Source organism: Actinomyces sp. (genome assembly GCF_030530635.1).
Taxonomy (GTDB): Bacteria; Actinomycetota; Actinomycetes; order Actinomycetales; family Actinomycetaceae; genus Actinomyces.
Genome location: NZ_JAUMUL010000078.1, coordinates 1 through 13,113, shown reverse-complemented (window position 1 = coordinate 13,113; position 13,113 = coordinate 1). Strand labels below are relative to the sequence as shown.

13 protein-coding genes and 1 pseudogene are annotated in these 13,113 nt (G+C 69.3%); 6 read left to right on the top strand and 8 right to left on the bottom strand.

What is annotated here, in order from left to right:
• From Q4A20_RS13615 to Q4A20_RS13605, 3 genes are all read left to right on the top strand, one after another.
• The coding region (locus Q4A20_RS13615; RefSeq protein ID WP_303123777.1) for a ribonucleotide-diphosphate reductase subunit beta at positions 1-648 on the top strand (648 nt) is incomplete at its 5' end.
• 34 nt (positions 649-682) lie between these two features.
• A complete protein-coding gene (locus Q4A20_RS13610; RefSeq protein WP_303123775.1) occupies positions 683-844 on the top strand; it encodes a hypothetical protein in 162 nt (53 codons plus the stop codon).
• Positions 845-1,420 carry a hypothetical protein gene (locus tag Q4A20_RS13605; protein WP_303123773.1) on the top strand — a complete coding sequence of 192 codons (576 nt, stop codon included), beginning with the start codon at positions 845-847 and terminating at the stop codon, positions 1,418-1,420.
• A 3-nt stretch (positions 1,421-1,423) separates the two neighbouring features.
• Here Q4A20_RS13605 and Q4A20_RS13600 read toward each other — a convergent pair whose 3' ends face one another.
• The 5 genes from Q4A20_RS13600 to Q4A20_RS13580 form a co-directional block, all read right to left on the bottom strand.
• On the bottom strand, positions 1,424-1,591 hold the full coding sequence (locus Q4A20_RS13600; RefSeq protein ID WP_303123771.1) for a hypothetical protein: 168 nt from the start codon (positions 1,589-1,591) through the stop codon (positions 1,424-1,426).
• A 102-nt stretch (positions 1,592-1,693) separates the two neighbouring features.
• Positions 1,694-1,888: a hypothetical protein gene (locus tag Q4A20_RS13595; protein WP_303123769.1), complete on the bottom strand. Its 195-nt coding sequence runs from the start codon at positions 1,886-1,888 to the stop codon at positions 1,694-1,696.
• A gap of 514 nt (positions 1,889-2,402) precedes the next feature.
• Complete coding sequence (locus Q4A20_RS13590) at positions 2,403-3,572, bottom strand: ABC transporter ATP-binding protein (RefSeq protein ID WP_303123767.1); 1,170 nt, start codon at positions 3,570-3,572, stop codon at positions 2,403-2,405.
• A gap of 100 nt (positions 3,573-3,672) precedes the next feature.
• Positions 3,673-5,421 (bottom strand): iron ABC transporter permease, encoded by a 1,749-nt coding sequence (locus Q4A20_RS13585; RefSeq protein WP_303123765.1) that lies wholly within the window; start codon positions 5,419-5,421, stop codon positions 3,673-3,675.
• A gap of 36 nt (positions 5,422-5,457) precedes the next feature.
• Complete coding sequence (locus Q4A20_RS13580) at positions 5,458-6,522, bottom strand: ABC transporter substrate-binding protein (RefSeq protein ID WP_303123763.1); 1,065 nt, start codon at positions 6,520-6,522, stop codon at positions 5,458-5,460.
• A gap of 699 nt (positions 6,523-7,221) precedes the next feature.
• Between Q4A20_RS13580 and Q4A20_RS13575 the strand changes: the two are divergent.
• From Q4A20_RS13575 to Q4A20_RS13565, 3 genes and pseudogenes are all read left to right on the top strand, one after another.
• A pseudogene (locus Q4A20_RS13575) lies at positions 7,222-7,354 on the top strand (IS256 family transposase); the annotation flags it as partial.
• A gap of 62 nt (positions 7,355-7,416) precedes the next feature.
• Positions 7,417-7,542 carry a hypothetical protein gene (locus Q4A20_RS13570; protein WP_303123761.1) on the top strand — a complete coding sequence of 42 codons (126 nt, stop codon included), beginning with the start codon at positions 7,417-7,419 and terminating at the stop codon, positions 7,540-7,542.
• Positions 7,543-7,708: 166 nt separating this feature from the next.
• Positions 7,709-9,460: a DUF885 domain-containing protein gene (locus Q4A20_RS13565; RefSeq protein ID WP_303123759.1), complete on the top strand. Its 1,752-nt coding sequence runs from the start codon at positions 7,709-7,711 to the stop codon at positions 9,458-9,460.
• A 60-nt stretch (positions 9,461-9,520) separates the two neighbouring features.
• Here the strand turns inward: Q4A20_RS13565 and Q4A20_RS13560 are convergent, their stop codons facing one another.
• The 3 genes from Q4A20_RS13560 to Q4A20_RS13550 all read right to left on the bottom strand — a co-directional run.
• The gene (locus tag Q4A20_RS13560; protein ID WP_303123779.1) at positions 9,521-10,243 is read right to left on the bottom strand and encodes a siderophore-interacting protein; all 723 of its coding nucleotides are present in this window, start codon (positions 10,241-10,243) and stop codon (positions 9,521-9,523) included.
• 198 nt (positions 10,244-10,441) lie between these two features.
• Positions 10,442-11,866 (bottom strand): amidohydrolase, encoded by a 1,425-nt coding sequence (locus Q4A20_RS13555; RefSeq protein ID WP_303123757.1) that lies wholly within the window; start codon positions 11,864-11,866, stop codon positions 10,442-10,444.
• Between the two features lie 130 nt (positions 11,867-11,996).
• Positions 11,997-13,113, bottom strand: a 1,117-nt coding sequence (locus Q4A20_RS13550) for a DUF885 domain-containing protein (RefSeq protein ID WP_303123755.1), incomplete at its 5' end; no start/stop codon positions are given.

Here is a 13,113-nt window from a genome sequence, read left to right as displayed (position 1 = left end):
TACTCCTCGATCTTCTCCACCCTGATCTCCACCGCCGAGATCGACGAGGCCTTCCGGTGGAGCGAGGAGAACGCGAACCTCCAGCGCAAGGCCGGCATCATCCTGGACTACTACCGCGGCGACGACCCGGAGAAGCGCAAGGTCGCCTCCACCATGCTGGAGTCCTTCCTGTTCTACTCGGGCTTCTACGCCCCCATGTACTGGTCGGCGCACGCCAAGCTCACCAACACCGCCGACCTGATCCGCCTGATCATCCGCGACGAGGCCGTGCACGGCTACTACATCGGCTACAAGTACCAGCTGGCGGTGCGCGAGGCCTCGCCGGAGCGCCAGGCCGAGCTGAAGGACTACACCTTCGAGCTGCTCATGGAGCTGTACTACAACGAGGAGCAGTACACCGAGGACCTCTACGACGAACTCGGCCTGACCGAGGACGTGAAGAAGTTCCTGCGCTACAACGCCAACAAGGCGCTGATGAACCTCGGCTACGAGGCGCTGTTCCCGGCCGACACCACCGACGTCAACCCGGCGATCCTCGCGGCGCTCTCGCCCAACGCGGACGAGAACCACGACTTCTTCTCCGGATCCGGCTCCTCCTACGTCATCGGCACCGCCGAGGCCACGCAGGACGAGGACTGGGACTTCTAACAGGGGCCATTGAGATGCCCCAGGCGTGGATGAGATGAGCGAACCCGACGCGTCCTCCGCCGGTTCCCGGCCACAGGGGCGTGTGCGGCGCCTGCCGGGAGGTTGGTGCCGGTGGGCGGCCGTCATCTGCTGCCTGGTGTTGGCGACGGCGGTGAAGCTGGCGGTGATCTCGTATAACTCGCCGCTGAGCCGGTAGGTGGAGTCCTGGGCCGACGGCCAGGACACCGTGCTGAAGGCGACGACGCAGCTCTATCCGGAGTGGCCTGAGTTCCTGCCGCAGCGCCTCGTGGTGGAGGCGGAGATCCGGCCCGAAACTACCGCCGCCGAGGTCTGCGATCTGGCGGATCAACTCAACGGGCTATTCGACCCCGAGGCCGGTGATGACATCAGGCGTGATCTCAGCCTGCGCCTGACCAGGAACGGAACCGGCATCGTCTACGAGGACCAGTTGTTTTGGCCGCGATCATCTGCGGGACGCGACTGGGAGGCGCCCCACTGCGCCCCGCTGGAGTACGCCTACGAGTTGGCGGGCCCCGTCATGGAGGCGCTTCCGGCGAATGACGACGGTCTGGTCTGGCTGGACTCCCAGGGCGATTCCGCAAGCGTTCGGCCCGCCGATTCGGTTGTCAGTCTGACCGCAAGGTGGCTGGAGGACCAACCGGGCGGGCCGACGGTTGAGGAACAGGCGGCGGTGCCGGCCGTGGTGGAGGGAACGCCCAGGCTCGCCGACCCGGACGCCCTGTATGAGGCCGCGCAGGAGCTGCGCGGCTGAGCGCTAGCGGCGCAGCTTCACGGCGCAAGTCCCGCTGAAGGCGACCGAGAGGAGCATCAGCGGCAGCCCCGGTCCGGCCTCGGCATTACCGATGGCGTTGCTGACGGAGCTGTGGCACGCGAACAAAAGCAGTGCGGTAAACGCTGTCAGCGCCGCCATGCCGTTGTCCACCTGCTCATTCTTTGAGCCGACGCGCACAGCCGCACATAGCTAAAGTGTTGCGGCCATCAGCGCTCCAACGACCGCATATGAACTAACGCCTTCGAACTGTTTCTAGGCTTCAAGCATCCACAAAAGAGTGAAGGCCTCCGCCTTGCGGCTGTTGTAAAAGCACAGGTACCACGGGCTGATCGCCGAGCCGACCATGCAGGCCAGGCCCGCCCATAGCAAGGCGCTGCGTAGCGCCTCGTGCAGGTAGCTCCCCGAGAAGGGGGTGACGGTGTATTGCCTGTTGGGCGCGTTCGTCACCTCGTAGATTACGGGATGGTGACGAGTTGTGTCTGTGTGATCGGAGCTGCGCAGGTCGCTGGGCTTTCCTGGCTTTTCCGGTTTGTGGATGTGGTGGTGTGTGCCGGTGTGTTCGCCCGCGCCTGGGTGGGTGTTGGGTCGGGTCCGGATTGCATCCACGCCGAGCCGGCATAGGGGTTCGCTGCCGGGGGTCCGACGTTCCGGGAGGGTGTCAGGCCGCGAGGGCTGGGCGGTTCGGCGACACCCTTGGGCCGCGCGCGGGCCCGACGGCGTCTTGATACCCGGGGCTGAGGTCGTCTACTACGCCGGTTCGGGCTTTAGTACGCCGGTTAGGTGTTTGCTGAAGGCTCCTCAGCCCTTCAGCAAACACCTAACCGGCGTAGTAGACACCGAAGGGGCGTACCCAACGCGCCCTGCGGCCCGACAGTCCCAGCGTCTCCAAGCCGCGGCTCCCCGAAGGCCCGCACCACCCAGCCACCACATCCACGCGAAAAGCCGCTTACCTCGGTTGGCTTCACTCGCCGTCGTCGGGCAGCACCCAAGCGCGGGAGGAGGCGAAGCCGACGCGCACGGCGTCGCCCTCGGCGTGCACGGTGTTGACGTCCGGGTCGGACTCGACGCAGACGATCGTGCCCACCTGAGTCTCCACCTCGTACTCCACGTGGTCGCCGTAGAACACGGCCGACAGCACGCGGCCCATGTCGCCCATGAGTTCGCCCGCCCCGGCGGCCGCATCCTGCGCACCGACCGGCTCCAGGCGCACCGACTCCGGGCGCACCACCACGGTGACGGCGTCCCCGTCGCGCACGTCCGCATGGCAGGCGGCCTCCACCCCGCGCCCCAGCACCTGCACACCGCACTTGCCCGCGGATACGTTCTGCGCGCTCGCCTGCAGGAAGTTCGCCCGGCCGATGAAGTCCGCCACGAAGGTGGAGGCGGGCCGCCGGTAGATCTCCTCCGGCGTGGCCACCTGCTCGATCCGCCCCGCGTTCATCACCACGATCCGGTCGGACATGGTCATCGCCTCGGACTGGTCGTGGGTGACGTAGATTGAGGTGATGCCCATGCGCCGCTGCAGACGGCGGATCTCCAGGCGCATGCGCACGCGCAGCTTCGCGTCCAGGTTGGACAGCGGCTCGTCGAACAGCAGCACCTTGGGCTGGACCACCATGGCGCGCGCCAGCGCCACCCGCTGCTGCTGACCGCCGGAGAGTTCGTTGGGGGCGCGGTCCGCCAGCGAGGTCAGGTTCATGGAGGTCAGTGCCACGTCCACCTGTTCGCGCATCTCCTCCGCGGGCACGCGCCGCAGCTTCAGGCCGTAGCCGACGTTGTCGCGCACGGACAGGTGTGGGAACAGGGCGTAGGACTGGAACACCATGGACATGGGGCGCCGGTTGGGCGGCAGCGAGACCATGTTCTGCCCGTCGAGGATCACCTGCCCCGCGGTGGTGTTCTCGAAGCCGGCGATCATGCGCAGGGTGGTGGTCTTGCCGCAGCCGGAGGGCCCCAGGAAGGTGATGAACTCGCCGGGTGCGACGTCCAGGCTCACCCCGTGCACGGCGTACACGTCTTTGCCGTGGCCGGAGAACACCTTGACGACGTCGTGCAGCTCCAGATGCCCGGTGGGGGCGTCCTTCTTGGTGGCGGAGTTCCCGGAACGTCCGGTCGTGGTGGAAGTGGTCATGTGGGAGCCTCCTTGGCTCTCGCCCCGCTGGCCGGGGCGTGATGGCTGGGTGGGTGAGTTCGGGGCCGACGACGACGCCGCGCGGCTCGGCGGGTGCCGCTCAGCGCGGCTCGCGTCCCGCGCCGGTGCCGCGTATGAGCAGGTTCAGGCCGCCGATCACGGTCATGACGATCAGGATCAGAATGGTGCAGAAGGCGAAGGCGTTGCCGAAGCGGCCGGCGTCCACCTCCGCCAGGATCTGGGAGGTCATGATCTTGGTGCGCGGGGTGGTGATGAAGATGATCGGGGACAGCGTCGTCATCGAGCGGGCGAAGGCGTAGACCAGGCCGGTCAGAAACGCCGGCCGGATCAGTGGCAGCGTGACCCGCAGGAAGGTCTGGGCGCCCGAGGCGCCCAACGACGTCGAGGCCTCATCGATCGCCTTGTCGATCTGCTGCAGGGAGGCGATGCCTGAGCGCTGCCCGGCGGGCATGGAGCGCGCCACGTAGACCATCACAATGGCCATGGCGCCGCCCGCGATGGCGCCGCCGCCGGCGAGCGGGGCGATGACGTTCACGCCGAACAGCGCCACCGGACGGTTGAAGGTCACCAGGTAGCCGATACCGATGACCGTGCCCGGCACGGCCAGGCCCAACATACCCAGGAAGTCGACCACCCCGGCGCCGCGCCGCATCCGCACCACCACCAGCCAAGCCACGAGCATGCCCAGAATGCCCGCGATCGGTGTGGCGATCAGGGCCAGGATGGTGGTGTCGATCATGGACTCGTTGCCGATGCCGGACAGCAGGTACTCGAAGTGCCGCAGCGTGAAGGAGTTGTTCACGCCGAGGATCTCCACGAAGGCGCCCACCACCACGGCCGCGTACACCGTCACCACCAGCGCCAGCACGGCCACGCTGGCCACCAGTAGCGGGATGCGGGCCACGTTGGCGCGCAGCAGCTCGAAGGAGCCGGTCGGCTTGCCCGTGACCGTGACCGTGGAGGAGCGGCCCGACCAGTACCGCTGCAGCAGGAACACCAGCAGGGAGGGCACTAGCAGCACCAGGGAGTAGGCGGCGCCCGCCGCCGTGTTGTACTCGCCGTTGATGGCGATGTAGGCGCGCGAGGCCAGCACCGTGTAGTCCCCGCCGATCACCAGCGGGTTGGCCAGGTCGGCGATGGCCTCGGTGAACAGCAGCAGGAAGGAGGCGCCCAGGCCAGGCACCACCATCGGCAGCGTCACCGTGCGGAACACCGTGAACTTGGAGGCGCCCAGGGAGGCGGCCGCCTCCTCCATGGACGGGTCCAGGCTGCGCAGCATGCCCACCAGGTTCATGTAGGCCACTGGGAAGAAGGACAGTGACAGCACCAGGGTCAGTCCCGGCAGGCCGTAGATGTTCCACTCCTGGCCCAGCAGCTGGGTGGAGACGATGCCGTTGCGCCCGAACAGGGTGATCGACGCCGTCGCCACCGCGAAGGGTGGGGAGACCACCGGCAGCAGGCAGATCAGGTGGAACAGGCGCTTGCCGCGGAAGGCCACCCGCACCTGCACATAGGCCAGCAGGAAGCCCACCAGGGTGCCGACGGTGCCCACCACCGTGCCCAGCACGAGCGTGTTCAAGACCGTGGTCCGGTTGGTGCGGGAGGAGGCGAGCCTGCTGAGCACCGCCAGCCCATCCGCGGACAGGGCCTCGCCCAGCACGCGCCCCAGCGGCAGTAGCACGAGGAACACCAGCACTAGGAGGACGAGGGCGAGGATCGTCGTCGTCACCGGGTCCTGCTTGACCCGGGTGCGGCCGTGGGCGGAGGCCCTGGCGGGAGGAGTCTGAGTGAGGGAGGCGGCGGTCATGGGGGTCGCGCTTGAGGTCATGGGAGGTCCTCACTGGATGGGGGCGGGGGCGTCGAACTACTCCTTGGGTTCGGCGGCGATCTCCTCGTCGAAGCGGGCGGTCAGGTCGGGCTTGGCGGCGGCCGCCGCGGCGAAGTCGTAGTCGATCAGGTTGATCTCTTCCAGATTCGCCATCTTGTCGCTGGTGTCGGCGTCGGGGTTGGTCAGCACCTGGTAGGAGCCAACGGTTTGGCCGACGTTCTGCCCCTCGGCGGAGATGGCGAAATCGATGTAGGCCTGGGCGGCCGCCTTGTGGCTGGAGCCGGCCACCAGGGCGACGCCGCCGACCTCGTAGCCGGTGCCCTCCGCGGGGAAGGACACGACCAGGTCCGTCATGCCCTCCTCCTGGTACTTCACGCAGTCGTGGGAGAAGACCAGGCCGACGGCGGCCTCCCCACGTCCGGCGATCTGGCCGGGGGCGGTGCCGGATTTGGAGTACTGCAGCACGTTGTTGTGCATCTGCTTCATGTAGTCCATACCGGCGTCCTCACCGCCCAGGCGGGTCACCTGCGTCCACAGGGTGGTGAAGGCCGTGCCGGAGGTCGACGGGTGCGCGACGGAGATCTGGCCTTTCAGGGCCGGGTCGAGCAGGTCGTCCCAGGAGTCGGGTGCATCCATGCCCAATTTGTTCAACTGAGTCTGGTTGGAGCAGAAGCCGAGCGCGCCGATGTATACGCCCGTCCAGTTGCCGTCGGGGTCCTTGTACTCGTCCGGGATCTTGGCCGCCTCGGGGGAGGTGTAGGCCTCGATCAGGCCCTGGTTGACGGCCTCGCCGTAGCCGTCCACGGGCCCGCCGTGCCAGACGTCGAACTCGGGGTTGTCCTTGGCGGAGGCCAGGCGGGCGACGGTCTCGCCCGAGGACAGGCGCACGTAGGTGGCCTTGATGCCGGTCTGCTCGGTGAACTTGTCGGTCCAGGCCTGGCACAGGTCCTCCATCGCCCCACAGGCGATGGTGATCGGGCCCTCGGCGGAACCGGCGCTGGAGGCGCCGGAGTCGGTGGAGCCGGCGCAGCCGGACAGGGCGAGTCCACCGGCCATGACGGCCGTCAGCAACGCGGTGCCGTACCGCGAGATAATACGCATGGGAATGCCTTTCGGGATATGTCGGGCGCAGCTGTGCGCCAAGTCACCACCATGATGCGCGGTGTGGGCGGTGGGGCGCGATGGGTCGACGATCGCGAACTGTGACAGCGGTGTCATTTTCGCGTGCCTGCATGGGTGCGGCCGCACCGAGTTCGGTAGAAGTTACGTGCCGAGTTCGGTTCCATACGAGATGCTGGTTGTTGTCGGGCCGTCGTGTAGGCGATTCATGCGGGACCGAGTCTCCGGTATGTTGCCGTGTCCGAGGCAACAGGGATGTCAGTCATGGACTGCTCCACGTCGTCAAACAGCCCCGCCGGCTCGCCAAATCCGGGGCGACGCACTTGGGGGCCGGAAGAGCCGTTGGCGGTTCTTCCGGCTTGTGGGAGTGGGGTGGGTTGATGGTTGGTGTGTGTCTGGATCGCCGGTTGTGTGGGTGTCCGGTAGGTGCGGTGCGTGGCGCGAGGGGCGGGGGTGGGAGACAGCGCCGTGGATCGCGGTGGGCGACGGCCGGTCACGGTGGATCGGGTGCGACGGCTCGCATGGTCGGGTCGGCGGTTCGTCCCTTCCGGGGTGGGTCTCGTTGTGTGGTGGCAATTCCCGCGAGGGGTTCCCTGTGGTAGGGGGAATCGTGGGAGCCCGGATTCTCGACCAAGATTCACCAGGAAGGTTCACCCACGATGCCCGACAAGCAAGTCTGCCGTGTCCACGCTGATCCAGGAAGTCCTTGCGGACCCCGACCTGGCACACGACGGGTGTCTTCCGGCGTCTGCTTCAGGCCGGCCTGCAGGACCTTGTGGACGCCGAGGCCACGGCGGTGATCGGCGCTGGCCGAACGTCTCCGCCGGAGCGCACTCACGCGCCGCCTGGACCAGTCATCCCGGCCTGGTGGTGCCCGTGACCGAGTTCGTGCGGCACGACCTGTACAAGTTGGAGATGCTGGCGCGCCACGCCGACGTCCTGGAACGCAGCTTCGGCCCCGGCCTGCAGAGACTGCGGGACAAGTACGCGCCCCTCAGCTGATCAAGCACCGGGGCGCCGAGCCCTTTCCGCCCGGCTCGCCTCTGTCACCGGGAGCGTTGCCCGCCACGGCACCGCTCCAGACGGAACCTCACCACCCGCGACGCCGCGGTTCCCCGCGAGTTCGTCGAGGCGCAGGCGCAGCCGCCCTATGCCCTAATCTCAGCCCATGACCGAGTCTCCCACCGACACCCCCTCCGCGACGCCCGGTGCCATCCCGCCCGGCATCGACTCACTCCGCCACCCCACCGCTGTGGATGCGGTGGCCGAGCGCTACGTGGAGCGCCTTGTTGATCTTTCTCCCGAGTTCGCTGTCTCTGTAGGCTTGCCCGGCCGCCGCGGCGAGTTGGACGGCTACTCCCCCGAGGCACTCGCTGCACTGACCGACCTGGATCGGCGCACGCTCGCCGAGCTGGAGCAGGTCACTCCGGTCGACGCGGTCGACCGGGTCACCGTGGCCGCCATGCGCGAACGACTGGGCGTCAGCATTGAGTCCGCCGACGCCGGTGAGGCGCTGCGCCGCCTGGACAACATCGACTCTCCCATCCAGAACCTGCGCGACCTGTTCGACAACCTGCCCACCGCCACCGAGGCCGACTGGGCGGACTTCGCCGCCTGCCTGCGCGACGTGCCCCGCGCCCTGGAGGAGTACGCCGGCTCGCTGCGCCTGGCCGCGAGCCGCGGCGACGTGGCCGCCCGGCGCCAGGTGGAGGCCTGCATCGGCCAGGCCCGCACCCAGGCGGCGGAGTCCTCCAGCTCCTACACGGCCCTCATCGACGCCGCCACCACCGCCGACGGCACTCCCCTGCCCGAGTCACTGCAGGCGGAGCTGCGTGACGCCTCGGCGCAGGCCCGCGCCGCCTACGGCCGCATCGCCGACTTCCTGGGCGAACAGATCGCACCGCTCGCCGGCGAGGTGGACGGCGTGGGCCGCGAGCGCTACGCCCGCTTCAGCCGCGAATTCCTGGGCGCCGTGGTTGACCTGGATGAGACCTACGAGTGGGGCCGCGAGCGCCTGGCCGCAATCGACGCCGAGCAGCGGGCGATCGCCGCGCGGCTGTACGGCGAGGGTGTGAGCGCGCGCGAGGCCATGGACCGGCTCAATGCCGATCCGGCGCGCACCATCCACGGCACCGCCGCCCTGCAGGCATGGATGCAGCGCACCGCGGATGACGCCATCGCGGCGCTGGACGGTACGCACTTCGACATCCCCGCCCCGCTGCGCACCCTGGAGTGCCGTATCGCGCCGTCGGCTACCGGCGGCATCTATTACACGGGTCCGAGCGACGATTTCACCCGGCCGGGCCGCATGTGGTGGTCGGTGCCGGAGGGAACGGACACCTTCGCCGCCTGGCAGGAGCGCACCACCGTCTTCCACGAGGGCGTGCCCGGCCACCACCTGCAGGTCGGCATGCAGACCTATGTGCGTGACGAGCTCAACGCCTGGCGCCGTCTGGCCTGCTGGGTCAGTGGTCACGGCGAGGGCTGGGCCCTGTACGCCGAGCAGCTGATGGCGGACCTCGGCTTCCAGGACGACCCGGGAGACCGCATGGGCGTGCTCGACTCCCAGCGGCTGCGGGCCGCCCGCGTGGTGCTGGACATCGGCGTACACCTGGGCAAGCGGCGCCCGCCGGAGCTGGCGGAGCTGCCCGGCGTCGGCGACGGCGTCTGGGACGCCGACTCGGCCTGGGCCTTCCTGCGTCACAACGTGGCAATGACGGAGTCCTTCCTGCGTTTCGAGCTGGACCGCTACCTGGGCTTTCCGGGGCAGGCGCCCTCCTACGCGGTCGGCCAGCGGCTGTGGGAGGCGACCCGCGACGAGGCACTGGTCCGCGGTGAATCCCTGAAGGACTTCCACATGCGGGCGCTGCGGCTGGGCAGCGTGGGCCTGGACGTCATGCGTGAGGCGCTGCGCAACTGAAGGTGTTTCGCGGCATACGTCTCGTGGCGCGCCGACTGCACAAAACTGCCCTGGCTGGTCTCAGCTGCCGTCACCCCGGCTTCGCCCCATGGCGCGCCCCTGCGCCCAATACGCCTGCACGGTTGTGTGGGTCTTGGGGAACCCCATGGTCGTTTTCAGTACCGGACGCAATCGTTTCAGCGTGGATGCCTCAGTCAGGGCCTGCACGTGCCATCCTCTCCAGTCGCGAATCTCGATGGCGTCCGCCAAGGAAGTCGCACTCGTGCGCGACACCCACCGATGCTGCAGCTGCGGGTGTGTTGCAACGGGCAGTGATACATCGAGGGGGTGGGACTGCTCCAGATACAACTCGATCGGGACCTCGTCCGGTATGGCGTCGATGATCGAGTTGAGTGCGGGCAGCGAGGCTGGATCGCCGATCAACAGCATGCCTGCCGGGGCCGGGTCGGGAAGCTCAAAGGGTGTAGTCCCATAGACCGTCACTCCGAGGCGTTGACCCGCAGCGGCATGCCGCGCCCAGTTCGATGCGGGGCCGGCAGGTTCATGGAGCAGGAAATCGATGGACAGCGCACCTGTGGTCCGGCGCATGAGGATGGGAGTGTATCCCCGCTGGTGTTCGACGCCGGGGCGCACAGGACCTGGAAACCAGCAGCGGAGGTAGGTGGCTGGCCCTTCCGGCAGATCTTCGAACAGGCTTGGGCTGTGGAATCCGATGCGCATCACGTGGGCGGTCAGTGGCTCCACTTCGGTGACGGTCAAGATGTGGTCCCGTCCACCCAGCATGCGCAGCACGGCACCAGTTACGCCGCGGCGGCCCCTGGGGGCTCTTCGTTTGTCTGCGGAGGGCATGACAACATCGTAGTAGCAAGGCAAGCCTTGCCTATGGTCGCAGGGTGCGCTCATCCGCCTCGGCAGTCGTCATCACCACAGCCGCCTAACCGCCGGGAGCCCACGGCCGTTCATCAACGGCCGCCATCCGACTCACTCCTCCCAGAATCCGGCCACGTCCACGGCGCCGCCGGCAGCCTCGAAGTCGGCACGCACGGCGTTGCGCAGATCGGCGTCGTGCAGCCAGTCCAGGGCGACGGCGGCAAGCCCGTAGGCGCCGTCGACGGCGGCGGCGTCACCGGTGGGCGAGCCGGCGGCCGCGGCCATCTCGCGGGTGTGCAGGGCGACGTCGTCGCGGTCGGTGACCTTGATCAGCGGGTGGATGCCGGGCACGCGCAGCGACACGTTGCCGAAGTCGGTGCCCGCCGCGACGGTCTCCGACACCACCCCGGCGGGCAGTGGGTCACGGCCGCGCTCCCGCTGGGAACGCACCCAGGCCTGCAGCAGCGGACCGTTGGAGCGCACCGGCATCTCATTGGAGTTGGGGTCGGTGATGATCTCCACTCCCGTGCCGGTCATGAGCGCCGCCCCGCGCAGCAGGTCCTCCACGCGCCCCACCAGGTCTTTGAGCGTCTCGGGGTACTTGGAGCGGACCATGAGGTTGAGTTCGGCACGCTCGGGGATCACGTTGGCGACCCGCCCACCGTCGTCGACGACGGCGTGGACCCGGTCCATGGGCAGTATCTGCTGGCGCAGCAGCCCCAGGCCGGTCAGCGCCAGGGTGACGGCGTCCAAGGCGTTGCGGCCCATGAAGGGCTGGGAGGAGGCGTGGGAGGGGATGCCGGTGTACACGGCGCTCATGCGGCGCACGCCCAGCCAGGTCTGGTCGGCCAGGTCGTGGGCGTAGGAGTGGGTCTGGATGGCGGCGTCGACGCCGTCGAGCATGCCGCGCAGGGCCAGGATCTCCTTGGCGGTGTCCGATTCCTCGGCGGGGGTAGTCTGCAGGATGACCCGGCCGGGCAGCACCCCGGGGCGGCGGCGTTCCAGTTCGGCCAGGGCGAGGAAGGCACCCACCGAGTTGGCGCACATGACGTTGTGTCCGCAGCCGTGGCCGACGCCGGGCAGGGCGTCGTACTCCGCCAGGATCGCCATGGTCGGGGCGTGGGGGTGGCTGCCGCCGGGCGACTGCTGCTCCTCGTCGTCCCGCTGCTCCCCGTGCACTGCGGCGTCGGCACCGATCTCCGCGCGCAGGGCCGTGTCCATGCCGTACACGCCCACACGCGGGGTGATGCCGTGGGTGCGCAGCAGTTCGGCGACGGCGGCGACGGCGTGGTGCTCGGCGTAGCCAACCTCCGGGTGGACGTGCACGTCCCGCGACAGCGCCACCAGCTCCGGTGCCAGGGAGTCGACGACGGCGGCCAGTTCGGTGCGCAGGCCCGGGGCGGCGCCGGCGTCCTCGGGCAGGGCGGGGGCGGGCCCGGCGGCGGCGGCCCGGGCTGCGGTCTCCTCGGCCATGCGGGCCTGCACGGCGGAGCAGGGCGTGGTGGGGCGGGAGAGGTCGCGTAGGGGACGGGTCATGCACCCGATTGTGCCGCGGCCGGACCGCCCCCCGCTACGGTTCTACCGGCCACCAGCCACGATCAGCGCGATGCGTTGACCGCCTCCATCAAACCCGGTGCAGTTCACCCCAACGCGCCTCGCCTCAAAACTATGCGCCTGAGCGCACCAGCTCCCGCTCCAGCAGGTCCAGGCCCACCGATCCCAGCGCGATGCCGCGGTCGTGGAAGCCGCGCAGGTCGAAGTCGCGCCCCGCCGCGGCGGCGCGCCGGCGAGCGGCCTCCCGGCCGGCCAGCCAGACCCGCTCCCCCAGCACATAGGCCAGACCCTGCGCGGGCCACCCCAACTGCCGGTCCACCTCGAATTGCAGAAAGCCCTCCCCCAGGACCGTGTGCGCGCGCAGCACGGCGGCGACGGTGGGTCGGTCCCACCGAGGTCCGCCCGACGCCCCGGGCAGGGCGGCCACATCCTCCGGCACCGGCAGCCGGGCATGCACCCCGAGGTCGATGAGCACGCGGGCCAGCCGCCACCGCCTGGCCGCCAGCCACCCGTAACGGTCGGCAGGATCCGCGATCAGGCCGTTCTCCACGCCGAGCCCCTCCGCGTACAGGCCCCAGCCCTCGTTGCAGCCGGGTACCCGGGCCAGGTGCCTCTGCCAGTCGGTCAGGCGGGCGTCGACCGCCTGCGCCCCGGAATGGGCGTGGTGGCCGGGGACGGTCTCGTGCAGCACGGTAGTGCGCTCCGCCCACGGCCACAGCAGCTCGTCGCCGACGGCGAGTGAACGCAGCATGGTGCCGGGCCGGCCGGTCGCCGGATTCGGCTCCTCATAGTGCACGCCTCCACCGGGCGCATCCAGGGCGACGACAGGCCGCCCCAGCGCGGCGCTGGGCGCCAGCACGGGGCCGATGAGCCTATCCCAGGCGTCATCTGCGACCTCCTGCGCCCAGGACGTGAACTCCTCCGGCCGCAGCCCCGCGCTCCTGTCGGCGCGCAAATGTGCGTCCAGATCCGCGCAGCGAGCCCCCGCGCCCAGCAGTTCGACGGCGATCGCGTCCTGGGCGGCGGTCAGCTCCCGCAGTTGCGCACTCGCCCAGGCGTAGACGGCCGGCGCATCCAGGCTGGTCCCCAGCATGCGGGCGACCCAGCGGGCGTGGCGCTGCGGGCCCACGCCCTCACGCGGATCGGCGCGGGTGGCCAGTCGGCCGCGCAGATGCTCGGCCAGGTCCTGGGCGGCGCGGGCGGCCGGCCCGGCCGCCTCCTGGAGCCTG